General features: G+C 62.2%; 22 protein-coding genes. 7 read left to right on the top strand and 15 right to left on the bottom strand.

The window, feature by feature from the left end; translation table 11 throughout:
- Positions 1–22: 22 nt before the first annotated feature.
- The 3 genes from ACFIMZ_RS31325 to ACFIMZ_RS31335 form a co-directional block, all read right to left on the bottom strand.
- On the bottom strand, positions 23–343 hold the full coding sequence (locus ACFIMZ_RS31325) for a colicin immunity protein (protein ID WP_431823317.1): 321 nt from the start codon (positions 341–343) through the stop codon (positions 23–25).
- Between the two features lie 205 nt (positions 344–548).
- Positions 549–848, bottom strand: a complete 300-nt coding sequence (locus ACFIMZ_RS31330) for an endonuclease V (RefSeq protein ID WP_431823318.1) — start codon at positions 846–848, stop codon at positions 549–551.
- A 70-nt stretch (positions 849–918) separates the two neighbouring features.
- Entirely contained in the window at positions 919–1593 is a 675-nt protein-coding gene (locus ACFIMZ_RS31335; protein WP_431823319.1) for an MOSC domain-containing protein, read from the bottom strand.
- Positions 1594–1700: 107 nt separating this feature from the next.
- Between ACFIMZ_RS31335 and ACFIMZ_RS31340 the strand changes: the two genes are divergently transcribed.
- Complete coding sequence (locus tag ACFIMZ_RS31340) at positions 1701–2075, top strand: SH3 domain-containing protein (RefSeq protein WP_431823320.1); 375 nt, start codon at positions 1701–1703, stop codon at positions 2073–2075.
- Positions 2076–2144: 69 nt separating this feature from the next.
- Here ACFIMZ_RS31340 and ACFIMZ_RS31345 read toward each other — a convergent pair whose 3' ends face one another.
- From ACFIMZ_RS31345 to ACFIMZ_RS31355, 3 genes are all read right to left on the bottom strand, one after another.
- Entirely contained in the window at positions 2145–2585 is a 441-nt protein-coding gene (locus ACFIMZ_RS31345; protein WP_431823321.1) for a hypothetical protein, read from the bottom strand.
- A 324-nt stretch (positions 2586–2909) separates the two neighbouring features.
- Entirely contained in the window at positions 2910–5849 is a 2940-nt protein-coding gene (locus ACFIMZ_RS31350; protein WP_431823322.1) for a tetratricopeptide repeat protein, read from the bottom strand.
- Positions 5846–7228 carry a hypothetical protein gene (locus ACFIMZ_RS31355; protein WP_431823323.1) on the bottom strand — a complete coding sequence of 461 codons (1383 nt, stop codon included), beginning with the start codon at positions 7226–7228 and terminating at the stop codon, positions 5846–5848. The genes ACFIMZ_RS31350 and ACFIMZ_RS31355 overlap by 4 nt, the downstream gene beginning before the upstream one ends.
- Before the next feature lie 195 nt (positions 7229–7423).
- Between ACFIMZ_RS31355 and ACFIMZ_RS31360 the strand changes: the two genes are divergently transcribed.
- On the top strand, positions 7424–7651 hold the full coding sequence (locus tag ACFIMZ_RS31360) for a hypothetical protein (protein WP_431823324.1): 228 nt from the start codon (positions 7424–7426) through the stop codon (positions 7649–7651).
- 59 nt (positions 7652–7710) lie between these two features.
- On the top strand, positions 7711–8208 hold the full coding sequence (locus ACFIMZ_RS31365) for a shikimate kinase (RefSeq protein ID WP_431823325.1): 498 nt from the start codon (positions 7711–7713) through the stop codon (positions 8206–8208).
- A 462-nt stretch (positions 8209–8670) separates the two neighbouring features.
- On the opposite strand, the gene ACFIMZ_RS31370 is transcribed toward ACFIMZ_RS31365, so the two are convergent.
- The 7 genes from ACFIMZ_RS31370 to ACFIMZ_RS31400 form a co-directional block, all read right to left on the bottom strand.
- Positions 8671–8928 carry a PAAR domain-containing protein gene (locus ACFIMZ_RS31370; protein ID WP_431823326.1) on the bottom strand — a complete coding sequence of 86 codons (258 nt, stop codon included), beginning with the start codon at positions 8926–8928 and terminating at the stop codon, positions 8671–8673.
- Positions 8929–8991: 63 nt separating this feature from the next.
- Complete coding sequence (locus tag ACFIMZ_RS31375; protein WP_431823327.1) at positions 8992–9600, bottom strand: hypothetical protein; 609 nt, start codon at positions 9598–9600, stop codon at positions 8992–8994.
- A 12-nt stretch (positions 9601–9612) separates the two neighbouring features.
- Positions 9613–11526: a LysM peptidoglycan-binding domain-containing protein gene (locus ACFIMZ_RS31380; protein ID WP_431823328.1), complete on the bottom strand. Its 1914-nt coding sequence runs from the start codon at positions 11524–11526 to the stop codon at positions 9613–9615.
- A gap of 11 nt (positions 11527–11537) precedes the next feature.
- Positions 11538–12074 (bottom strand): hypothetical protein, encoded by a 537-nt coding sequence (locus ACFIMZ_RS31385; RefSeq protein ID WP_431823329.1) that lies wholly within the window; start codon positions 12072–12074, stop codon positions 11538–11540.
- A 3-nt stretch (positions 12075–12077) separates the two neighbouring features.
- Positions 12078–15104, bottom strand: a complete 3027-nt coding sequence (locus ACFIMZ_RS31390; protein ID WP_431823330.1) for a type VI secretion system Vgr family protein — start codon at positions 15102–15104, stop codon at positions 12078–12080.
- 424 nt (positions 15105–15528) lie between these two features.
- The gene (locus ACFIMZ_RS31395; protein WP_431823331.1) at positions 15529–16839 is read right to left on the bottom strand and encodes an MFS transporter; all 1311 of its coding nucleotides are present in this window, start codon (positions 16837–16839) and stop codon (positions 15529–15531) included.
- 145 nt (positions 16840–16984) lie between these two features.
- Positions 16985–18067: a tartrate dehydrogenase gene (locus tag ACFIMZ_RS31400; protein ID WP_431823332.1), complete on the bottom strand. Its 1083-nt coding sequence runs from the start codon at positions 18065–18067 to the stop codon at positions 16985–16987.
- 108 nt (positions 18068–18175) lie between these two features.
- On the opposite strand from ACFIMZ_RS31400, the gene ACFIMZ_RS31405 reads away from it, so the two are divergent.
- The 3 genes from ACFIMZ_RS31405 (at position 18176) to ACFIMZ_RS31415 (ending at position 21297) form a co-directional block, all read left to right on the top strand.
- Complete coding sequence (locus ACFIMZ_RS31405; RefSeq protein WP_431823333.1) at positions 18176–19096, top strand: LysR substrate-binding domain-containing protein; 921 nt, start codon at positions 18176–18178, stop codon at positions 19094–19096.
- A gap of 85 nt (positions 19097–19181) precedes the next feature.
- On the top strand, positions 19182–19808 hold the full coding sequence (locus ACFIMZ_RS31410) for a LysE family translocator (RefSeq protein ID WP_431823334.1): 627 nt from the start codon (positions 19182–19184) through the stop codon (positions 19806–19808).
- An 88-nt stretch (positions 19809–19896) separates the two neighbouring features.
- Positions 19897–21297, top strand: coding sequence for a hypothetical protein (locus ACFIMZ_RS31415; protein WP_431823335.1), 1401 nt, complete (start codon positions 19897–19899; stop codon positions 21295–21297).
- Here ACFIMZ_RS31415 and ACFIMZ_RS31420 read toward each other — a convergent pair.
- Complete coding sequence (locus ACFIMZ_RS31420) at positions 21258–21917, bottom strand: DJ-1/PfpI family protein (RefSeq protein WP_431823336.1); 660 nt, start codon at positions 21915–21917, stop codon at positions 21258–21260. The genes ACFIMZ_RS31415 and ACFIMZ_RS31420 overlap by 40 nt on opposite strands.
- A 116-nt stretch (positions 21918–22033) precedes the next feature.
- Here ACFIMZ_RS31420 and ACFIMZ_RS31425 point away from each other — a divergent pair, with 116 nt between their 5' ends.
- On the top strand, positions 22034–22561 hold the full coding sequence (locus ACFIMZ_RS31425; protein WP_431825412.1) for a TetR/AcrR family transcriptional regulator: 528 nt from the start codon (positions 22034–22036) through the stop codon (positions 22559–22561).
- A gap of 14 nt (positions 22562–22575) precedes the next feature.
- On the opposite strand, the gene ACFIMZ_RS31430 is transcribed toward ACFIMZ_RS31425, so the two are convergent.
- Positions 22576–23097, bottom strand: a complete 522-nt coding sequence (locus tag ACFIMZ_RS31430) for an SUKH-3 domain-containing protein (RefSeq protein ID WP_431823337.1) — start codon at positions 23095–23097, stop codon at positions 22576–22578.
- Between the last annotated feature and the right edge of the window lie 54 nt (positions 23098–23151).

The following is a 23151-nucleotide window of genomic DNA, read 5'->3' on the forward strand; positions in this document are numbered from 1 at the left end:
GGATGGGATCGTCGCCAGCCGCTCAGGCACGGCGCCGTGAGGATGAAGCATCGTGCCTCGCGCGCTCGGCACGAATGAACTGAATCGCGGCCAGGTTGTTTTTCTCTGATGGTTGAACATCGACGGGTGGGTCGATCCCATCCCAGATGCAATCCACTCTCGCCTCGAATCCGGGCGAGTGCCAAATTCCCCCTTCCACGCGGGCAATTGCCCTACCCTGTTCTGCCGCTTGTTCGCAGACTGCGATTGCCGCGTCGGCGGTCAGTTTCATCACGATGCTTCCGTTCAACGCGAAGAAGTCGGATGGTGAGTCGTAGCGGCGTTGATGATCGATATCCGCCATTACAAGTCAGCCGGATCCCGAGAGAGCCTGTCCGCAGCCTTGATCAAATCCGGAATTCGAAATTTCCCACTCATTTTAATAATATTATTCTTCGCCGATTCCAAATCAATTCCCGCAGCAGTGACAAATAGCGGCTTCGAACTATCCCCGCGCAGTATTTCTGCATCTTCCGGGGTTCCCAGGAATTTCGTTTTTGCAACCCCAATTACCGGACCTTGCCATCAAGGTGCTGCCACAACTTCATGCCAAGCCCTGGACTCTCGTCGGCGCCCAGCGTCACATAGCCATCGACGACGATGCATTCAAGTGGATAGTCAACATGCTTCAACAACTCGAGGATGCACGGCAACTCTCGCAAATAGAATTTTCCGGGAATGTAGCTCGCCAGACCATCTACTTTAGCGGTCAGCCTCTCGATCACCACATTGCTTTCCCAAGATTCGAAAACTACTCCTGCGGCACACGCGCTGTCGCCGGAGTAGCACACATCAGTAATTAAAATCACATTACCTCACGCCAATCAAAAAAATCTCAACAATTCCGAGGCGGCCGCGAGCGGCGGATATCGTCACCGCTCAGGCGTTTTGTCCTGAGCGCGCCTGGGCCCATTTCACGCGCTCGCTCAGACGCCGCTTCCAGTCCGGCGCGAGGCCGCGAACGGCGCTCAGCGCGTCGAGATCGTCAACGCTGGGGCGATGCGCCAACTGCACCTGCCAGAACTGGTCAATCGAGAAACGATTTGTTTGCCGCTCCACCAGTTCGATCGCATCACCCGGTTGAATGGTCCCCGGGCAAATCACGCGGTAGTACCAGCCGGTGATTCGGATTTGCGCCACGAACATCGACATGCTGTCCACGCCAAAGCGGTGATTGATTTTCCAGCACGGACTGCGAGGCTGCGACACCTGCAACGCAACCGTGCGGCCTATCTGGAAGATGTCGCCGATGTGCACGTTCCGTTCGCTCAGCAAGCGTGCCGAGATATTTTCGCCCAAGCTGCCCGGAACCAGTTCAGGCGCACTATCAGGAAATGCTTGCGCAAGCTGCGCGTAGTTTTCTGCCGCGTAGTGGTGAACCGCTTTCTCCGGTCCACCATGCACTCTCGGATCCGCCTGCTCGTCACCTGAGATGCCGACGGCTTCGACACGAACGGAATCCTTGATGCGCCGTTTGAATATGCCGCTGCGCTGCCCTTCGGGCAGGTAACCCGTTCCTCCGGCAAACAGGGAGTCGATGGTCGAGATTGGCATCATAATGTTGTAGCTCGCGGATTTTCCAGGAGAACGGCTAATGCTACTCCGTTGGGCGAATCGCGGCTCCGGTCAATCCCACTTACAGATGAATGCGAGAGATCACTATGAACTACGTCGTGACCAAGCCGCATCGAAGTGAGTATCCGAATCCCATCCGCCTCAACAAGGGCGATCCGTTCGTCATTGGCGAGAAGTATCAAGGCCCCGAGGGCTGGGACGACTGGTTTTTCTGCACCACGCCCGGTCAGGCGGGTGGCTGGGTGCCGCTGCAAGTCATCGAACGGCTTCCCGACGGCACGGGCCGTGCGCTGGAAGACTATACGGCTCGGGAACTGGACGTGGATGCCGGCGACATCCTGATCGGGAACAGGACGTTGAATGGATGGGTCTGGTGCGAACGCCTGTCTCACGACGATGCGGGATGGGTTCCGTTGCGGAATCTGCAGACTGCCGGAGCACTTCCGATTTCCTGTGTGTGACGCATAAACTGACGGCCAAAGAGCCGCTTGTGCATCGCAGCCCCCCCTTTGACCGACCCGGCCACTACCTCACGCGGTGACCGGCCCTCTCAACAACTTGACCGGTCGCGCCTTGTCACGCTGAGCATCATTTCCTGCGTCCAACGGTGCGGCGTAAATGAACTGAATCATCAGGCAAACAATAACCCCTAGTAACTGAACGATTCGTGCAGCCGAGAAAAAAGCGCCATTCCCTGGAATAAAAAACCGCACTGCCCCAATCCGAGGCACCATACCGACGCCGTAACTCGATGCCGACGCGGGCCCTCGCAGTGCGGCTGGCGTACCCGCCACGAAAAGCGCGAACAACAACGAGCCCAGCACTGCAGTGCCGATATGCAACTCGATGAGCCAATCCGGTTGAGCTAGCGCTGAAGATGTACTGGGACAAGCAAGGTTGATGTACGCGGACAGGCCCGTGCAACCAGCACAGAAGCCCGCGGCGAAAAGCCAGGTTTTCAAGTTCGTCATTGTTTGTTTTTCCGCGATTCGCTCCAGTTAACGCTGGAGCACTCCTGTCGGACGCTACCCAGCTTGCGGCCGGGTTCGTTCCACTCGGATTCACAGTCCTCGCTGAAGACGAAGCGAGAATGACCGTCCTTCTCGGCAGCCACCAGGACTCTGCCCTGCCCACAGACCGGACACGACTCGTTTACAACGGCGTAATGCACATAAGCCATGGTTAAAGCGCTTTGGACATTCACTATTTCGCAGTCCGACAAACCATCGATATCGCCCCCTGCCGATACAGCTGATTTCCCGGTTCACGTGAATACGACGCTGGGCCGCTCTGCCTTAACGCACCGTCGCAACCAGATTCGCTCCGATCTCCGCAGCCCGCCGCTTCTCGTCGTCCCCCATTCGCTGCGCAAGCCGCTGTTCGATGAGCGCCGCCGCGGCGCCATACTTCCGGTACTCGGGTACGGCGTCAAAACTCCTGCGAGCCCGTGCTATCCACGCGGCGCCGAGCGCCCTGTCTCTCGGTACGCCATTGCCGACCAGAAACCGCATGCCGACGGCATACTGCATGAACGGATCCCCCAACAGGGCCACACTCAGGCACGACAGACCATCCCAGCTGCGATCGGCGGCACCGCTCCACAGGGTCGAGGCCGCATCGGCAGGCACCAGCCACCGCGTCTCGTTGGACGGAAGCCGCAGCTCCTCTCCCGCCACCACGCCGCGCAACGCAAGTGCGATCTCCGACACCTCCGAGCCGCGTCCGGCAGCGCGCCGATGCCAATTCAGCGCGGTTGCCTCATCGCGCCGCACGCCCGCTCCCGTTTCGTACAACAACGCAAGATCGCTTTCGGCCCACTGCGACCCGGCGCTCACCGCCTTTTCAATCCAGGCATGGGCCTCGGTCAGGTCGCGCCCCACGCCGCGACCGTAGAGGTACGCGATACCCACCATCCGCTTCGCCTCGGCGCTCTCCGGAGCGGCACGCAGCGCCCACGAAAACGCTTCGTATTCGTCGGTCCGACCTCCAAAACCGACCGACAGATGCCAGGCGAGCGACGCCTGGGCAGACACATCACCCTGTTCCGCCGCCCGGCGAAACCAGTACATTGCGGCGTCGAAATCCACCGGCACGCCGTCGCCCAGATCGTACGCATCGCCCAGCATCGACTGATAGGTCCGCTCGCCGCGATCGGCGAGCTTCCACTGCCAATAGGCGCGTTCGTCGGCTGCAACAAGGTTGACGGCGGCCGATGCAAGCACGCGCATCGCACCGACATTGCCTTTGTCTGCGGCCATTCGGCACCAGCGCGCTGCGTCGGACCGCCGACTCGACCTGCTGCCTTCATCCGCATACGTGGCACACAGCCAGGCCTGTGAAGCCGGGTCGCCCAGTTTCGCCCCACGCGAAAACCAGTCGAGTGCGGCCTTCGGATCGGGCCCGCCCGATTTGCCGCGCCAGTACACATAGCCGAGCGCCGCATAAGCCTCGGGGACCTGCCGGCTCGCGAGCGCCTCCAGCCATTGCAGGCCCGTCTTGCCGGCATGGGACATCCGCTGTTCGGCCAGATAGGCGCCCAGCCACACGCCGGCGGTCGGGTCGCCGGCGTCCGCCGCAAGCTTCAGGTAGTGCAGCGCGGCTTGCTCGTCGCGTGGCACCGCGGCACCGGCCAGATACTGAAAGCCGATCCACCGTGCCGTCTCGACATTGCCGCGATCCGCGGCAAACCGGAACCATTGCATCGCTCGCGTTCGATCCACCGGCGTGCCCTGGCCCTGCCACGCCATGTTCGCGGCCATCAATGCCGCGGCATCGCTGCCGCGCTCCGCGCCGCGGCTGGCAAGCTGAAACGCCTTGTGAAAATTCACGGGCTCCCCTTCGCCGCGAAACGCGTAACGGGCGAGATTGAGCGACGCGATCCCGTAGCCTTGTGCATCGGCCTTTTCAAACCACGTCCTGGCGGCGGCGCGGTCCGCCTTCGTACCGGTGCCGTTCTCCAGCATCACGCCAAGATCGTTCTGGGCGACGACCAGCCCCGCATCCGCGGCGCCCTGCATCCAGCCAAGCGCCGCCTCGAGGTCGACCGGGCCGCCGCGACCGTCGCGATAGTCGTTCGCGAGCGCGAAACGCGCCCACGTGTCGCCGCCGATGGCCGCTTCCTGATACCAGACGCGGGCCTTGGCATCGTCCCGGGCAATGCCTGTTCCGTTTTCGTACAGTTCGCCGAGCCTGCGCTGCGCATACACGGAGCCACGCTCGGCCGCGGCCGACATCAGGCTGAAGCCTCGATGCTCGTCCCGCGGCAGGCCGATGCCCGTCAGATAGAGATTGCCCAGCGCCGCCCACGCGTCGACGTTGTCCTGTGCGGCAGCCATGCGCAACCACGCCGCCCCTTTGTCGGCGTCCCGCGGCACGCCATCGCCGCGCACGAGCATCAAGCCGAGAAGGAACTGCGCACTCGCATCGCCGCCTGCCGCGCCTCGCGACAGCCAGGCCGCCGCGACAGCGGGGTCGCGCGACACGCCGCGCCCGGTCAGGGCGAGCTTCCCTGCATTGGTTGCGCCGTTGGCGGACCCTCCGTCGGCTGCCGCAACGAAGTACCGGTAGGCAGCGACATCATCGACCGGCTGCCCCTGCCCATTGGCGCTCATCTGGCCGAGCAGGTTCGCCGACTCGACGTCGCCGTCGCGCGCCGCCGACGCGAAAAACGCCTGCGCCCGTGCATAGTCCTGCGGTAACACGGCGCCGTCGCGGTAAAGACTGCCGAGCGCCCGCCGTGCCAGCACCGAACCGTCGCCCGCGGCCGACATCAGGATCGCCTCGCCCCGAGCCAGGCCCGGCCGGGCGGCGTAGCCGTACAGCATCATCTCGCCGTAAATGGCCCTGGCAGTCAGGTTGCCGGCCGTCGCTTCCTTCCTGCAGGTGTCGCGTCGCGCCTCAGGCTTGTCGAGCGGCGAAACACTCCAGGACGGGCCTCTCATCGTCAGCACGCATGGCGTCGTGTCGTCGACGAGCGGTAGCGGAAATGCCTGCGTCATCGCGCCATCCATACGCGGCATCAGCGGCAACGCCGTGACAGCCTCGGGCCAACCTGCCAGCGCGGCAATCAACCCGACGACGCCAACCGACCGCTTCAACGCATGACGAACGAGCTCGGTGGGTTGACGGCCCGCCGTCGCGCCGCCTGCCAACGCGGTGCCCCCGACAGGATCATCCCCGCATGACGCGCGCGCATTCGTGCGCATGCGCGGTCGATGTTCACCCGTCACCGTCATGGCTTCACGATCGTGACGTTCTTGATGACGACGTCGGTCCGCCCTTCTGCGCCGTCGAACGCCCTGCTCAGCGCGATCCCGTAATCGCTCAGCCAGGTGGCGCGGACACGGGTCGTCGTGCCGTCCTTCCCGATCTCGCTGCAATCCAAATCGACGGCATCCCCCGTCAATGTGCGAAAGATCGTCGACGCCGGCACCGTCATTCCGACTTCGCAGCGCCTCGACATTTCACCCTTTCGCGAAGGCTGAGGAATGGGCATCTCGATCCGCTTTCCCTTCACCATCGACTGGTTCGCGATCGCGATTGCCGTGTCGTCCTTCAGCGTACGGAGCATGGTCGTGTCGCTCCCCACGCTCTGGAAAAACATGTCCGCAATGCCGAAGCTCAACGTGAAGTCCGACCATGTCGTCTTTCCGGACTTGTCTTGCGACGTAATGAGCTCGGCAACGACACCGTTATTGCGCCGATTGACATAGGTATCGGTGACCGGAAAGGAGGCTTCCGGCACCTTCTTGTTCACCCACTCCGCATCCACGATCAAACGCGAAAAGGGCAACGGACGGCTGCCGTCGGGCGGCAGGCGACGCCGGATTGGATCCGGCAGGCGGCGCTCGTCGAACACGTCGTCCAGGTATGCGGCCGGATCGCCGAGCACGCTTTCGCTTGCCTGCTTGCCGCCACCGATCCTCTTGAAGAATTCGTAGGTTGCGCGCTGCCGCTGCGGCTCCGGCAGCGCAACCATTGCGTCGATGAGGAACGCGAACAACGCGCAATTATCCGATTCGTGGCCCTTCGAACGCGATTCAGGCAACGCCACTGAATTGAAGCGCGCGTCCGCATCGAGCAATTCGGCTACGGTGTAATGCTCTTCCACGCCGGCCAGCCCAGATCGTTGCGTCAAGATGATCTCGATCGTCTCCAGCGCGCTCCGGAATCCTTTCGGTGAAAGGGTTTTCGCGAGCCCCCCAAAATCGTCTCGTCCCGGCTGCTTCAGCTTGCAGTCGTCCCGAGATTCGCTTGCGACTTCTTTCATCAATCGCAACATCTTCAGCCGGTTCTCCGGAGAAAACGTGACGCCCCCCAGCGGATTGGGGCTAGCGTCGAGTGCGCTCAGATTTGCGCGATATTCCGGAACTTGCGCGATCTTGATCAACCACTGCACGAGGATGCGCCCGTTTTCTGAATCCGGATCCACCCCGAGGCCCGTGACATATGCACGAGCCCGCGCGCCAAGCTGCGCCATGGCAGCGTCCGGGATGGCAGGAGTGGACGACGCTGGCGCCGGCGACTGCGCTTGCCCGATTTGTGCACCCAGTCCATATGCCGTTGCCGTCGCAAGCAACAACAACGCCCCGCAGAGTCCAGCCTTGATTTTCATGTTTATTGAAACCCGATTGCATGTGAACGAACAGATCGCGCTTTCGAATGTGGCGTCTGCCTGGAAAATCAGGAATGAGGGTCCTGCATGGCGTCTTGCTCAACGCCGCCCTTGGCGGAATTCATCGGATCGGATTCGTGCGCGTGACCTGAATGACCAGCGTCCGCGTGCCGATGCCGGCGGAGACTGCCCGACATGACAACGAACCTGCCGTGGCCAGGCAAAAGAAGAACAGGCGCAGGCCCTTGGCGCCTGCGCGCCGATTCGCGTTGCGGCGTGCCATCGTCTGGTCATGCGCGCGGCTGCATCGGCCGCGCGCCCCTCGGTTGTTTGGTCGTGTGGTTTGTTGTTGCTTTGATGCTTTTTAAACTTCTGCTGAACTCTAACGGCGCCGGACGAATTTTCTTTAGGGATGTTTACTGAAAATATTCCTTTCGGAATTCACACTCTTATAATTACCTTTTCCTTACATCACACTCCTCATGCCACCCCTGACCGTCATCCACCTGAACGGCCCGATCAACAGCGGCAAAACCACGATCGGCGTCGCGCTCGCGCGCACGCTACCCGACGCCCGCTTCATCGACGGCGACGATCACGACGCCCCCGAAGACGCGCCGTTCGACGTGCAATGGGCGATCGCGCTGGAGCGCATCGTTCGCTGCATCGCGGATGAGCGCAAACGTTTTCTGGTCGTCGCGTATCCGATCGGCGACGTGGAATTCGGGCGGCTGCGCGCCGCGTGCGATGCACGTTCGGCGCGTCTGTTCGTCGTGACGCTGGCGCCGCCTGAAGCGGTCGCACTGTCGGACCGGGGCGAGCGCGTGCTGACGAATTGGGAGCGGCAGAGAATCACGGAGATGTATCGAGAAGACTACGCGTCGCGGCCGTTCAGCGACTGCTTTGTCGATACGTCCCGGTTGCCGGCGGACGCATGTGCGGCGGATATCGCCCGGCGCGTCACGTCGCCGGGCGAATAGATCGACGTCAAGCGAAACGGGCATCACGAATTACATGCGGACGTCTGCCCGACGGTTACGGTATTCCTGTATCGGCTTTAATCCGCCCTCGTAGCAGGGTCGCTCAGCTCGCCACGCGGTTTGAACACTCCGCACACCAATGGCAATACAAAACGGTTGCAGCCGCAGGCTCGAATTCGTGGCCGACTGCTCACACGACACAATAGCGTCCCTTCATCAAGTGCTGGTGCGATCGTTCCGACTCGTGGCCGTTCGCTCATCGAAGCCGATACCGCACCTTTGTGCCGTGTCAGTTTGTGTCGAGCAACGTCAACCCTGCGTCCGCCAATTTTCGACGGATTCGTGCAAGCCACCCACCGGCAGTTGTCATTTGCAATCTCACCTTTCCTGCTCAATGCTCGCATCGGAAACTCAAAATACCAACAAATTCGGCACCTTCATACGCATCGACTTTTAAGATTTTCATTTGAGTCCGCTCGAATGCAGTGATGAAATCAGCGTACATCCGCATTCGCATGCGTCTCCATGCTGCGCTACCTCCCGCCCATTGTCCTGCGCTTGCGAAGTGCCACTCGCAATGTGATTGTCACCATGCCGCGGACACGAAACCGGGTCGCCAACTCTTGCGACACCCCTGCCCATAAAGAAACAGGTCTCCGATCCACTCAACACTTCACCATTTGAACTGGTGCGATCGCCTACACGTATCACGCCCGGCATGTCTTTCCCTCGTCAAACGCTCGGTTCGCGGCGGTGCTCCGCCGCGCGCAACGAATCCTGCAATCAATCAGGAAAATTCTCTTCCTTCAAAATTACCGAGTTCCCGTTGATCAGGAATCTGTATGACACGACACTTTTATCTTGAGAAGCTCGCATCGAATATACGACATCAGAATCACCAACCCTGAACTTCTTATCTATTTCCGCAGCAGGAATCTTCCCGGAAATCACTGGAGCAGAATATGGCGACAACGCCGGCGGCAGGCTCAAATTCTTAACCAGCTTCCGCATCTCGGAATTTTGTTCACGCGGCTCAACCACACCGGCTTCGTAAATGTACCGCCATCCGGTAATTTTTTTCAGGTGCTCAGCCGTATCGACATCCCAAGGATATTTTTTTAACAACTCTTTCAAAGTAATCGATGCGCCCTTGCTGACCTTGACACAGCACAAAACCGACGCCTTCGTGCCAATATCGACAAGACCGTTGAACCGGGTGTCCTCGTCAATCTTTCGATCGACGAATACGATATCGATACGCCGAGGATTGGCGGAAGAACCGCCCACTTCTCCAGCCGGAAGTTGCTCCCATAAACCGACAACCGGAGGTTGCTCCGCAAAGGATAGCTGACACGTCAACGCCACAAAAGCGCACATTACGATTTTTTTCATAATTCTCTCTGGTTAATGACCCGTATCCGACCAGTGCATCTTTTCCTTCGGAAAATAGATCACTCCGTAGCCGTGCCCAAGTTTCTTCAAATCGTCAAACGACTTGACCTCCACATCATGTCCGCTCGAATCTTTTATCTTCTTGCCAGCGTAGCCAGCAATATTGAGGTCCACCGCTGCACCGTAGTTGTGTCGAGACGACCCTGGCCGCCCTACCGCCTGTTTGGCCGAATTAAAGTTGATCTCGAAGCCCGTACACATCGCCTTTGCAGCCTTGATTGAGGCATCCAGATCCATGCTACCGTCGGCCTTACGATGCACCCAATCGATGTTGACGCCAGTGTAAGGCGGTACCTTGTCCGGGCTTTCCTTTCGTTTGGCGATCTGAAAAGCGTGATACATCAGATACGAGCGTTCCATAGGGCGAAACGCCGCATTGATTTTTACCGTCACCTTGGCATCCTTCAGCGCATCAATAAATGCGCTCGCCGCAGTCTTGAAGGAAGCATTGAGCGAATCAAGCGACGTACTCCCCGGATAATGTCCACACCATGCTGCACCGCTCAGTTCCAGAGTCGGCGAGCTCACAACGGTCTGTGGACGACCACTTGGTGAGTGTTGATGCGCAACGCCCGATGCAGCCGAGTTCGAACTAGCACTGGATTGCGACGGTGTGTTCGCATGTGGCTGTGCGGGATTTGCGGTCTTTTTCGGTGGAGACGTAGTCGCCGACGGCAATTTGTCCGTGGCGCTCGCCTGGGGGGCAGGCTTGCTCCCCGTGGCGCTCGCCTGGGGTGCAGGCTTGCTCTCCGTGGCGCTCGCCTGGGGTGCAGGCTTGCTCTCCGTGGCGCTCGCCTGGGGGGCAGGCTTGCTCCCCGTGGCGCTCGCCTGGGGTGCAGGCTTGCCCGCTGTCGAAGACACCGGCGCGGATTTCGGAACCGTTACCGCCGCGGGACGATCAGGTTGAGGTCCGACATCGCGATGCGCTTCCTGAGTCGCGTGCACGTCGGACGTGGCGGGAATCGTGAGATGCTGTCTCGCGTAAATGTGGTTCGCATCCTTCAATCCGTTGGCCGCGACCATCGCATCGACAGTCACGCCGTATTTCGCCGAGATCGCTGAAAGCGTCTCGCCCGACTGTACGATGTGAACCCGTGGACGCTGGGGCTCGTTGTTGTCGTGGAGCCGCGGACGTGTCGGAACCCGATAGTATGGGGCGTTGATCGTATAGGCGTTGGCCGCCTTCGACGAGTTCACCTGGCCAACGTGCTCCATATCATCCTGGCCGCGTTTGTAGTGAATGTTGACACTCTCCCCCAGCAATCCACTATATATCCACGGCAACTCGCCATTGGTATTCGTGCGCACATCGACAGTCCCGTGCTCGCCCTTGAGTTGCATCGACTGTCCGGCAAAGGGCTGGTTCAGCTTATCAAGCATTTGGACCTGCACCGGCTTGCCGAGCGGTTTGATGATGCCCGGAACCCATCCCTCCTTTTGTTCCATCGCCGCGCTGACAGCCTCGAACTTGTCCTTGCTCAAGGAGCCAACAACGTCGCTCGACGAAACGCCCGCCTTTTTTGTCACGAAGGCGATGTAGCCTTCCGTGTCGTTTTCCGATGGCGGTGCATATTGCGTGATCATGCCGCGGATAGTCTTGTCACCGTATATTTCCCTCAGCAGGTTCTGATGCGCCAGCTGGCCCGCAGCCCGATCCGGAAAAATGATAAATGGAACCTTGGATTTGCTCGTCCGGAGCGCATAACCGATCGCCGACTTCATGACGTAGCTACTCGGCTTGGTCAAATTCCCCGGGTTACTCGTTCGCCATGCGAATGATCCTCCGATATAAAGCGTCTCATTTCCCTCTTCGTCGAAGTAATGAACCGTCTTCTTTTCCCGGTTATAGGTTGCCCTCACGAACATACGCAATCCTTCTATTTCGAAAAGAATTCTTTAGCAAGCGCATCGCCAGCGTCCATGTACGCCGTCTTGCTACGAAACGTTTGCACGAGCTTAAAGCGCGCCACATCGAGATTGCCATTGAAGCGGTAGACCCTGAACGTAATCTGGGCCGGCTTCACGTACAGATCCGGTGCGGCCGCTCCGCTCTTCGTAGCCTGCACGGCATAAAGGGCACCATTCGATCGATACATGGCGATGGCCTGTACAGTCGAGTCCGCCGATTCAACCGTTCTAAGTTCGGGCTCACTGCTGTCGGGTTGGTCGACGAGAATCTGAAGCCAACTCTCGCCGCCCTTTCCCGGCAAAATATAGCTTGTTAAAGTTTCATAGCTATGTGCCGTGAGAGTACCCACATGGCCTCTGACAACACGGACAGTCATTTCTGCGAGCGAGATATCGGTTTGCCCTTCGGCCAGCTTCAATTCCGCACTCGCGGGAATTCGGCTGACATCGGCCGCCTTCGCCCCCGAGATGCAGAATGCAAGACACATCACTACAATCATTCTCATCGATTAGTCCTCGCCGTCCTGAATTGCTTGTTCGATCTTGGGATCTTTAAATACCAGATGCTCGATCACGTCTCGTTGGAATTGCATCACCTCGGCGTCGAGCCGCGATGTCAAGTCCGAGTTGAGCGCCGACTGAAGTGAACGCCCCTCTTCATTCATCTCGCTGCTGTCGTTCAGCGCGTGCTCGTTGGTCAGCTGCGTAAAACCCGGCGTCGCCTCGGCCGTATGATCGACACCGCAGCCACAGCCCTCTTCGTCTTCATGTTCCGTCATACGCCACTCGCCTTTCTCGCCCAGCAACACATCCATCGCTTCTGTGCTGGGATGGAAAATTCGTTGCGTGGCCCCCATTTCATCGATCGTTCCCTTTGCGATCACAGCGCCACTTTCGCTGATGAACTGGTAAGGAATCGCTGCGGCTGCGCCAATCCGCTCCTGAAGCTGCTTGTCGAGAATAACTTTCGCGCTGTAGTTTGCAGGAATTTGCCCAGGCCAAAGGCGCTCCGAATTCGCGAGACTCGCGGGCCCTTCCCAGTGGAAACTACCGGATTTCAACGTGATGCCGCCAGGGCACCCCAATTCGATATTGCCATTGGCAATCTTCACATAAGCATCGCCGCTCATGAGCGTAATGCCCTGTTTGGCAGACACTATGATCTGGCCTTGCACGCTATTGATTTTTACATCTTTCGCCGCGGAAAGCGCCAACTGCGCATCGGTGCTCCGCATCGTCAAATTCTTCAGCGCACTGAGGGACATTTCGTCATTTTGAGCTTGAATATCGATCTTGCCGCTCGCAGCGAACAATTTGACGCCCGCCTTTTGCACGAACAAACTTATTCTTTCAACCACGCTCATGACGAGCGATTTACCCGTCGCGAGATACGTGTCCTGTCCACTGATAACGTTGACGTGCTGATCGGCGCTGACATGCGTCGATTGTGGTGTTGACAGTGCAATTCCCGACGGGCTTGCCATCAACATGATCGGCGCCGAGAAGCCGTTTGCGCTGCCAGTACCGCCGCCGGCAGTTCGCCCACCTGTCGAACCGGCGCCTGTAATGCTATGTCGAGTTGCGTCGGTAAATCTCTTCAGTGCGTCCTGCCCTGCTCGCAAACCCTCTGCCTGACCAGCAGAACTGGCCTCGGAAACCGCTTCAATTACGCTCTCCGCATTGATCAGTTGTTCGGTGGCAGGCTGGGCGCCCAAAGGTTGTGCCACCGAAGTCGGGTGCGTCGAGATATACATGCCCTGTCCCGCACGCACGGCACCATACGCGTCGGACTTGAGATCAAAACCGCTTCCCAGAAACGAACCACGTGTGTTGCCGCTCTGATCGATCAAATAGCCGAGATGGAGTAACGAGTTCGTATTGCTGCTGAACAGCCGCACCCGATTCTGCCCGGTCGCGTCATCGAGAACCATTTCGTTGTAACCGGTTCCTGAGTACTCCTTGGACCGATAGCCCGACATGATCCCGTTGCTATGCCATTGCGGTTGAACTGCTCCGTTGTAAACACGATGCAAGACGATTGGCCGGTCGCAATCTCCACCGACATAACCAACGAGCACTTCTTCGCCGATCCGTGGAATGTGTACTCCGCCATAACCGCTGCCGGTATCCGACTGCGCCACGCGCACCCAGCACGAGGCACGTTCGTCGCCCTGACTCTGCCGATCCCAAACAAACATGACCTTGATCCGGTTCAGTTCGTCCGTGTAGACCTCTTCGCCCTTCGGGCCGACCACGATGGCCGTCTCGAGTTGCATCACCGGCTTCTCGTGCTCAAACGGGCTGCGATACGGCACGGTCACGCGCTGCGCTTCGACGTCGACAAGATAGAAGCCAGTCGATCCGTCCTCATGCGCGACCTTGAACGCGGCGTCGCCCGAGCGGCCGGCTCTTGCCTGCGCCAACCGGTCTTGCAAACTATGCGGGAAGTTCGCTTCCTGAGCCGATATCGGCAGGTTGTTCTCGATGTACCGCCAGACCTCGATGGCCGCAAATTCTCGCTCGCGGTCCGGATCGCGGTCGTGCTCCGGATGGCCGACCAGCGCGAAGCGTCGTCCGGCATCGATACCCCGAACGCCGCCCGCGCCGAAGAATCGCTTCGCACGCGACTCCCATTCCTCCAGGCGAATCTTCGACAGATGCTCGCCGCGATCCTGATTCAGATACGTGTACGGGCCGGTGTATTCGTAAACTTCGGCCTGCTCCGGCAAATTCCCCTGATCGGCCTTCGTCGGCAACGTCGTGCCTTTGGGGTTAAACGATGCGGATGGCGCCTTGTAGTCGAACGTGCGCGTCGTGTGCAGCGTGCTCTGCAATGTCCGCGACCCTGCCCACTGCGTGAGTGAATCCGCTTCGCTGGCCGTTCCCGACCGGTAAAACCGGACATCTCTGGGTGACACTTCATCGACCATGTGCAGGTCATCGGTGATGACGAGCGTGTGCGACTTGCCATCTTCGCCATGTCGCCAGAAGCCGAACAGTCCTTCCTCTTCCATCAAGCGATGCGCGAAGTTCCAGTCGGTTTCACTCTGGCGGCAATACGAGCGGAAGGGCAACGGCTTCGACAACGCGAACCGGTATTGCCCTTTAGCCTGCGGATGCGAATCGAACACGTCCGCGAGGATCGCGTCGACGCTTTTGTCCTGCCAATACCGCATGTCGCTGCGGAATTTGAGGAAGTGCATCCACGAGGCGAAAGCCAATTGATAGCTTGTCAAACTGCCGTCAGCACCAAGCCGACGGGCGGTGTGGATGTAGCCATTGATCGGAAGGTAAGACTTGTCCGCTTGCTGGATCCAGAGTGTCATCGGCTGCGCGATCAACGTCTTGAGCTCGATGGCTCCAGCAGCGGACACCAAGTCGAGCGTGACGCTGAAGTCACGGCCCAACTCGGAATAGGTAATGGCCCGGCGCGGCACAAGCGCATTGTCGGGCAATGACGGAATGTCCGTCTTAAGCAAACGGTCTTGCTGAATCAGGCCGCCGCGAATCGCCTGAGCCAATTCGGTCATGTTCATGCGTTTTTCCATCTTGTTTTCGACTGCAAGCCGAAAACGGCTCGCGCTCTCACGGGGACGGCTCACCCCAAAACTGCGATTGTCGGCGGCGATTCTACCGACGAACATGGAACAAATAAACTGACCGCCCTTAAACGAAAGGCTTTAGAAAGAATCACTTCGACAGCCAAGCTGCTTTCGCGGCGCCATCCTCGAACAGGACGCGGAAAGTGCCGGATTGACTGCCGACGACTGCGGCAAAGTCTTGCTCCGACATCAAGGTGTCATGTCGGAAACGGCATCAAAACCTCGCGCAACCATTACATCCTTTCCGGGGCGTTCAGACATTCGACAGGTTTCACGTCGTCCTGCGCGAGCACGCGTTCGTGGATCCATTCAGCGCAGCCTGGTCCGACCTTCTCATCCCCATGCCGGCACGCGGACGTCAATGATTGTGCCGCACCCCCGACACCACTTCCCGCTGCGCCCCCTTCCGGCTCAACAGCAGCGTGACGACCGCCGATACGGCGAGCGTCCCCGCGACCACATACAACCCGGCCGCATACCCGCCCGTCACGTTCTTCAGCCAGCCGATCGCGAACGGCCCGACGAACCCGCCGAGGTTGCCGATCGAGTTGATCATCGCGATCCCCGCCGCCGCGCCGGCGCCCGACAGGAACATGCTCGGCATCGCCCACAGCGGCGCCTTCGCGGCGCTGATGCCGACGTTGACGACGACGAGCGCGAGCACGGTCAACAGCGCGGTGCTCGCCTGCCCCGCGAAGATGAAGCCGACGCACGCCAGCACGCACGGGATCACGACGTGCCACGTGCGCTCGTCGGTGCGATCCGAATGCCGCGCCCAGCCGATCATCGCGACGACGGCCGCGACGCTCGGAATCCCGGTCAGCAGGCCCGTCTGCAGCGCGCTGAAGCCGAACTGCCTGACCATCAGCGGCGCCCACAGCCCGAGCGTATACAACCCGGCCGACGTGCCGAAGTAGATCAGCGCGAGCGCCAGCACGCGCGGATCGCGCAGCGCCTGCCACGCGCCGGCCGTGTGGCCCGCATGCGTGTGGCGCGCATCGGCTTCGGCCTTCAGCTTCGCGATCAGCCAGTCGCGCTCGTCGGGCTGCAGCCAAGCGGCCTGCGACGGCGAATCGGTCAGGAACGCCAGCACGACGAAACCGAGCAGCACGGCCGGCAACGCTTCGATCACGTACAGCAGCTGCCAGTCGGCAAGCCCGAACATCGGCGGCAGTTGCATGATCGCGCCAGACAGCGGCGAACCGATCGCCGTCGAGATCGGCGCGGCGGCCATGAACCACGCTGCGGCGACCGCGCGCTGCTTCGCGGGGAACCACAGGCTCAGGTACAGGATGATGCCGGGAAAGAACCCCGCCTCGGCGACGCCGAGCAGGAAGCGCAGCACGTAGAAGCTGGTCGGGCCGGCCGCGAACGCGGATACCGCCGACACGATCCCCCACGTGATCATCACGCGCGCGATCCAGATCCGCGCGCCGACGCGATGCAGGATCAGGTTGGACGGCACCTCGAACAGGAAGTAGCCGATGAAGAACAGCCCGCCGCCGAGCCCGAACGCGGTCGGCGACAGGCCGATCGCCTTGTTCATCGTCATCGCGGCGAAGCCGACGTTGACCCGGTCGAGAAAGCTGACGAAATACAGCAGCATCACGAACGGAATGATGCGCCACATCAGTTTCCGCGCGACGCGGGATTCCAGATTGGCTTGCATGTGTCTCCTCCTTCGAGGTCGAGCCTGGGCTCTGTCTGTCAAAACCCGACGCCTGCCGGTTGCAGATGCGTCGTCGCCCGGCTCGCGTCGCATGCGCGAGTCGCGGGCGGAAGGTTCACGCGCGACGTCGGTGAAACACCGCCGCTTACGCCGCGACCTCGACGCTCCCGACGCGCTCGCAGACCGCCGCGGTCACCTGCGCGGTGGTCGCGCTGCCGCCGAGATCGCCGGTGTGCAGCGACGGGTCCGCGGTCACGGCTTCGATCGCGTGCATCACGCGCGCGGCCGCGTCCGTTTCGCCGAGATGCTCGAGCAGCATCACGACCGACCAGAACGTGCCGATCGGATTCGCGAGGCCCTTGCCCATGATGTCGAACGCGGAGCCGTGGATCGGCTCGAACATCGACGGATAGCGGCGCTCCGGATCGATGTTGCCGGTCGGCGCGATGCCGAGGCTGCCGGCGAGCGCGGCAGCGAGGTCGCTCAGGATGTCGGCGTGCAGGTTCGTCGCGACGATCGTGTCGAGCGTCGCCGGACGGTTGACCATCCGCGCGGTGGCCGCATCGACGAGCTCCTTGTCCCACGTCACGTCGGGGAATGCCTGCGCGACCTGCTTCGCGATCTCGTCCCACATCACCATCGCGTGACGCTGCGCGTTGCTCTTCGTGATGACCGTCAGCCGCTTGCGCGGCCGCGATTGCGCGAGCCTAAACGCGAAGCGCATGATGCGTTCGACGCCCGCGCGCGTGAGGATCGACACGTCGGTCGCGGCCTCGAGCGGATGGCCCTGGTGCACGCGGCCGCCGACGCCCGAATACTCGCCTTCCGAGTTCTCGCGGACGATCACCCAGTTCAGGTCGTCGGGCCCGCAGCGCTTCAGCGGCGCGTCGATGCCCGGCAGGATGCGCGTCGGACGCACGTTCGCGTACTGGTCGAGCCCCTGGCAGATCTTCAGGCGCAGGCCCCACAGCGTCACGTGGTCAGGCACGTCGGGATCGCCCGCCGAGCCGAACAGGATCGCGTCCTTGCCGCGCAGCGCGTCCAGGCCGTCGTCGGGCATCATCACGCCGTGCTGGCGGTAGTAGTCGGCGCCCCAGTCGAAGTTCTCGAACTCGAACGCAAAGCGCCGGCTGCTGCGCGCGAGCGCCTCCAGCACCTGCTTGCCGGCCGGCACCACCTCCTTGCCGATGCCGTCGCCGGGAATCGTCGCGATACGGTACGTCTTCATGTCCCCACCTTCGAATGATCGTGATCGTGAACGCACTGTACTCAACTTGAAGCGCAGTAACTGGCGCTAAACTCAAAGCATCTTTAACCAGGATTCACAGGTGACGCGATGGCGGATGCGGTCCAGCCGGCCGATCTCGGCTTCTTTTCCACGCTCGCCGCGTCGGGCAGCCTGAGCGCCGCCGCGCGCGAGCTCGGCCTCACCGCGGCGGCGGTCAGCAAGCGGCTCACGCTGATGGAGCAGCGCGCAGGCGTGACGCTCGTGAACCGCACGACGCGGCGGATGATGCTGACGCCCGAAGGCGAGGTCTACCTGGAATACGCGCGCCGGATCCTCGACCAGATGGACGAGCTCGGCGAACTGCTCGGCAATGCGAAGAAGACGCCGAAGGGGCTGCTGCGCGTGAACGCGACGCTCGGCTTCGGGCGCAGCCACGTCGGGCCGGCGATCTCGCGCTTCGTCGCGCGCTATCCGGAAGTCGCGGTGCAGCTGCAGTTGTCGGTGATGCCGCCGCCGCTCACCGACGACGCGTTCGACGTCTGCATCCGCTTCGGCGAGCCGCCCGATACGCGGGTCGTCGCGCGGCGGCTCGCGCCGAACCGGCGGCTGCTGTGCGCGGCACCCGCATACCTCGCGAAGCACGGGACGCCGGCCACGCCGCACGACCTGACGCGACACAACTGCATCGGCATCCGCCAGGGCGACGAAGGGTATGGCGTGTGGCGGCTGACGAGCGGCCGGGGCGCGGCGCGCAAGGCCGAAGCGGTGCGCATCAACGGCAACCTGACGACGAACGACGGGGAGATCGCCGTCAAATGGGCGCTCGACGGGCACGGGATCCTGATGCGCGCGGAATGGGACATCAACGACTATCTCGCCGACGGCCGCCTCGTCGTCGTGCTGCCCGATCACGAGACGCCGGGCGCGGACATCTATGCGGTCTACGCGCAGCGCCATCAGATGTCCGCGCGGATTCGCGCGTTCGTCGATTTTCTGGCGGGGGAGCTGGGGCGGTTGCGCAACGCGTAGGCGTGCGCGACCGCGCCGGCAGCGCCGATTCGAACGGACTACAATGCCGCGATCCGTCATCCCGACGACGCGCACCGGAGCCCCCATGTTCGACCTGACCACGCTGACCACCTTCATCGCCGTCGTGCTGGGCCTGTTCCTGATTCCCGGCCCCGCCGTGCTGCTCGTGCTGAGCCGCACCGCGCAGGGCGGCCGCAAGACCGGCATCCTGACCGGCCTCGGCGTCGCGAGCGGCGATTTCGTCCACACGCTGTTCGCGGCCGTCGGGCTGTCCGCGCTGCTGATGACGTCGGCGCTCGCGTTCAACGTCGTCAAGCTGGTCGGCGCGGCCTACCTGATCTACCTCGGCGTGCGCGCGCTGCTCGAGAAGCCCGCCGATCCGGCGCTGCCGAAGATGCCGTCCGTCACGCCGCTCAACGCGTATCTGCAGGCGATCCCGGCCGAAGTGCTGAACCCGAAGACCGCGCTGTTCTTCCTCGCGTTCATGCCGCAGTTCGTGCACCCGGAGCGCGGCTCGACGTTCGTGCAGTTCGCAGTGCTCGGGCTGATCTTCGTCGCGCTCAGCTCGCTCTATACGACGCTGATCGCGCTGTCGGTCCGCCCGCTCGGCCGTCTCGTGAAGCGGCTGTCGTGGCTCACGCGCCGGCAGGGCAAGATCGTCGGCGTGATCTTCATTTCGCTCGGGCTGAAGGTCGCCGCGCAGCAGCGGTGACGGCGGACGCGGCGGCCGATTCGGCCGCCCGCCGAATTCATATGATCCCGCGTACGAAGCGGGACGCACGACAACAACAATCGACGACATGTCCTCATCACCCGATGCGCGCCGCGAACGGCTCACCCGCCGCTTCGTCAAGACGATCGCCGTCGTGGCCGCGCTGGCGCTCCTCTCGTGGCGCGTGCTGTCGCCCCGCGACCCGAAGCCGCGCGACGTGCAGGCGCCGCCCGGCGCCTCGCACATCACGATCGCGCTCACCGAGCTCTACATGCCGTTCCTCACGCCGGCGGAAAATGCCGACCTGCGCAGCCGGCTGCCGGACCACGTCGAAATCGTCGCGCATTACGTGCGCACCACCACCCGATACAGCCTGTTCTCGTGCAGCTCCGGCCTCGGCTGCCTGCCGGAGCCGCAGTGGGACCAGCAAGTCGATGACGAGATCCTTCGCCTTCCCGCGCAGGTCACGCCGCGCGCCGGGGACGCGGCGCGCACCATCAGCTTCGACTTGCCGCACCGGCTCGACGGCGGCTATTCGATCGCGTGGTTCCTGGTCGACCTGTCGCTCGACGCGCTGACGCGCCAGCCCGGCTACCGCGCGCTCGTCAGGAAGACCGACACGCCCGACTACAAGCCGCTCGATCCGACGGCGCCCAGCCTCGAATACGGCGTCGGCTTCGAGGATCATGACCTCGGCGTGGCGCCGCGCTACGCGCAGGACTGCCTCGACGCGCTGCTGCCGGTCAACGTGCCCGAGATCGCGATCCCGATCGTGACGGCGCTCACGACCAGCTCGCCGCGCATGTCGCTGTCCGTCAGGAACACGCGCTGCCCGCTGTCCGATATCGGCAGCGACTTCCACACGACGGCCGGTGTCAGGATCGGCGCCGCGCCCGGCCGGCTGCCGCCGGGCCGGATCGCCGCCGCGCAGGCCAAGCTGGATCTGGACGGCACGCACGGCGTCACGCGCCTGTACGGCTCGATCCGGCCGACGCCGGCCATGACGCGCTGGTATCGGCGCAACGAGGCCGGCATCGACGCGTCCGTGATCGAATTCGGCCCGTACCGGCGACTCGAGCTGCGCACGCGTTTCGACAACGCGTATCCGGTGAAGCAGACGCTGCCGATCCGCACCGAGACGTGGACCTTCTTCGACGATGCGCTCGTCGGCTACACCGCCGACATCGATTACTACATCGACACGGCAAGCCATTCGGTCCTGTTCCGCATGCAGTGGGAGCAGTATTTCCGCGACGGCCGGACCGTGTGGACGCAGACGACGACACGACCTTGCGACGACGTGCTCTGCGACACCAGCGTGATGGGCGACCAGGAGGCCGAGGCAATCAGTCACGACGTGCTGGCCGCGAGCCGCAAAGCGCTCGGCGAGCTGCAGGGCGCGATGGCGAAGCCGTACGATGCGCTGCAGGCGGATGCGCGCGCGTATCTTCAGCTGCGCAGCGCATTGAAGCCGGATGACGCGCATTGACGCACACCGGCCGCACGTTGATCGCCCCCTTGCGTCAGGCTCGCTTCGATCAAGCGTTCATAGATGTCCTGCTGCCCGGCCGGCAGCACCGGCAGCAGCGTTTCCCGGCGCTTGTCCGCGCCGAACAGGCGCTCCACCGCCCATCCCACCAGATACAGCGCGGCAAGGCAGCCGCCCGCCGTCGCGACATTGCCGTTGCTCATGAACGGCCGCTCGTCCGGTTCCACGCCGGCCGCGCGCAGCGCCTCGCGTGCTTCGGGATGCGTCGATGCGCGCCGCTCCGGCAGGAGTCCCAGCTTCGCCAGGATGAACGCGCCGCCGCAGATGGAGCCGATCAGCTGACGGCCCGGGTCGAGCCGGAATGCATCGATGAACGCGCTGTCCGCGATCGCGGCCGGCACGCCCTCCTTGCCACTCGCGAACAGTACGACGTCGGCGTCGTTCGCGTCGGCCAGCGCGCCGTGCGTGCCGACCGACAGGCCGTGCGCCGAGCGAAGCTCGTCATGCTTGCCGACGATCCGGACCTGCCAATCGTCGCGATTGCGGCCGAGGATGTCCCACATCAGGAACAGGTCGATGTCGGTGAATTGGTCGAATGCGACCAGCGCGATGTGCTTCATGGGCGGCTCCAGGAATGATTGCCGATGACCGGCGGGAACAGGAAACTTCATGGAAACCGCACTCTAGCGAGACAGGCGCTACCATACACAGCCTGTACGTTTTCGAGATAAAGCGCATGCTGACGCGTGACCACTGGATTGCCGCCGGGTTCGACGCGCTCGACCGCGACGGACATGCGGGCGTTTCCGCCGAACGGCTGGCGCGGCGGCTGAACGTTACGCGCGGATCGTTCTACCACCACTTCCGCAATCGCGAAGCGTTCGTTCGCGCGCTGCTCGACGAATGGGAATCGGACTGCACCGGCCGCAGGCTCGCGTATGCGGCGCAAGGCGACAGCCTGGAAGACGTGCTCGGACGTTACCTGACGATCGCCGGGGAACGGCGGCCCGAACGCGACATCGCGATTCGCGCCTGGGCGCGCCGCGATCCGCTCGTGGCCGAATACCAGGCCCGGGTCGACAGCACGCGGCTGTCGTTCGCCATCTCGATGTGCCGCACGCGGATCGGCGGCCCGGCCGATGCGGACCTCGTCGGCCGCGTCGCGCACCTGTGCCTGATCGGCGGCCAGCATGCCGGCGCGCGCAACCAGGCGGCAGACTTCGCCCGGCTCGCGCAACAGGCGCTTGCGATGTTGCGTCGCTAGGGACAGGCGCCCGTCTATCGCGCGACGCTTGCCAACTGATGTGCTGTCATGACGCGCGGGTCGTCGCGCGTGAGCTGCTCGCCGTAATAGGGGATGCTCGCCTGCCCGTCGAGCAGCAGCGGCGTCGCCCGCCTGCCGAGCAGCAGGCGTTCGACCGCTTCGCCAAAGCTGTACCCGCACAGATAAACGCCGTCGACAACGCAATTCGTCGAGAAGATGCGGCCATGCGCGTCCGCATGGAATTCGTGATACCCGCGGTCGTCCTCGCCGATCCCGATCATCGTGGTGCGCAGCGCCTGTTCCCACGCGAGAATCTGCTCGTCCTTCCGCGCAAGGGCGTGAAACGCCAGACCGGTTCGCGCGCACGTCTTGCCCGCGACATCGTCAGGCCCCACGCTGATGGTCAAGCCGTCGAACGCGCGCAGAATCGCGGCGCCGGGATGTTCGCGGGCGGCCGCGTCTGCGCCGCCCTCGGCAAGCGGGCGCCATCCGGCATGGACGAATAGCGGTCTGACAGACGAAGGAACGTGGATCATGGCGATTCCGGAGGGATCAGGGACAAAGGCAATACGGACGAACGGTATCAGATT

The sequence above is a fragment of the Burkholderia sp. F1 genome (genome assembly GCF_050813845.1).
GTDB lineage: Bacteria > Pseudomonadota > Gammaproteobacteria > Burkholderiales > Burkholderiaceae > Burkholderia > Burkholderia ubonensis.

Bases quoted from the DNA above. Each gene is read 5' to 3' on its own strand.
- ACFIMZ_RS31355 (WP_431823323.1), bottom strand. From the start codon at position 7,228: ATGAAAATCAAGGCTGGACTCTGCGGGGCGTTGTTGTTGCTTGCGACG.
- ACFIMZ_RS31370 (WP_431823326.1), bottom strand. From the start codon at position 8,928: ATGCCGGGCGTGATACGTGTAGGCGATCGCACCAGTTCAAATGGTGAA.
- ACFIMZ_RS31345 (WP_431823321.1), bottom strand. From the start codon at position 2,585: ATGACGAACTTGAAAACCTGGCTTTTCGCCGCGGGCTTCTGTGCTGGT.
- ACFIMZ_RS31430 (WP_431823337.1), bottom strand. From the start codon at position 23,097: ATGATCCACGTTCCTTCGTCTGTCAGACCGCTATTCGTCCATGCCGGA.
- ACFIMZ_RS31410 (WP_431823334.1), top strand. From the start codon at position 19,182: ATGTTCGACCTGACCACGCTGACCACCTTCATCGCCGTCGTGCTGGGC.
- ACFIMZ_RS31325 (WP_431823317.1), bottom strand. From the start codon at position 343: ATGGCGGATATCGATCATCAACGCCGCTACGACTCACCATCCGACTTC.
- ACFIMZ_RS31400 (WP_431823332.1), bottom strand. From the start codon at position 18,067: ATGAAGACGTACCGTATCGCGACGATTCCCGGCGACGGCATCGGCAAG.
- ACFIMZ_RS31390 (WP_431823330.1), bottom strand. From the start codon at position 15,104: ATGAACATGACCGAATTGGCTCAGGCGATTCGCGGCGGCCTGATTCAG.
- ACFIMZ_RS31425 (WP_431825412.1), top strand. From the start codon at position 22,034: ATGCTGACGCGTGACCACTGGATTGCCGCCGGGTTCGACGCGCTCGAC.
- ACFIMZ_RS31350 (WP_431823322.1), bottom strand. From the start codon at position 5,849: ATGACGGTGACGGGTGAACATCGACCGCGCATGCGCACGAATGCGCGC.
- ACFIMZ_RS31335 (WP_431823319.1), bottom strand. From the start codon at position 1,593: ATGCCAATCTCGACCATCGACTCCCTGTTTGCCGGAGGAACGGGTTAC.
- ACFIMZ_RS31365 (WP_431823325.1), top strand. From the start codon at position 7,711: ATGCCACCCCTGACCGTCATCCACCTGAACGGCCCGATCAACAGCGGC.
- ACFIMZ_RS31340 (WP_431823320.1), top strand. From the start codon at position 1,701: ATGAACTACGTCGTGACCAAGCCGCATCGAAGTGAGTATCCGAATCCC.
- ACFIMZ_RS31415 (WP_431823335.1), top strand. From the start codon at position 19,897: ATGTCCTCATCACCCGATGCGCGCCGCGAACGGCTCACCCGCCGCTTC.
- ACFIMZ_RS31380 (WP_431823328.1), bottom strand. From the start codon at position 11,526: ATGTTCGTGAGGGCAACCTATAACCGGGAAAAGAAGACGGTTCATTAC.
- ACFIMZ_RS31385 (WP_431823329.1), bottom strand. From the start codon at position 12,074: ATGAGAATGATTGTAGTGATGTGTCTTGCATTCTGCATCTCGGGGGCG.
- ACFIMZ_RS31405 (WP_431823333.1), top strand. From the start codon at position 18,176: ATGGCGGATGCGGTCCAGCCGGCCGATCTCGGCTTCTTTTCCACGCTC.
- ACFIMZ_RS31375 (WP_431823327.1), bottom strand. From the start codon at position 9,600: ATGAAAAAAATCGTAATGTGCGCTTTTGTGGCGTTGACGTGTCAGCTA.
- ACFIMZ_RS31420 (WP_431823336.1), bottom strand. From the start codon at position 21,917: ATGAAGCACATCGCGCTGGTCGCATTCGACCAATTCACCGACATCGAC.
- ACFIMZ_RS31395 (WP_431823331.1), bottom strand. From the start codon at position 16,839: ATGCAAGCCAATCTGGAATCCCGCGTCGCGCGGAAACTGATGTGGCGC.
- ACFIMZ_RS31360 (WP_431823324.1), top strand. From the start codon at position 7,424: ATGACAACGAACCTGCCGTGGCCAGGCAAAAGAAGAACAGGCGCAGGC.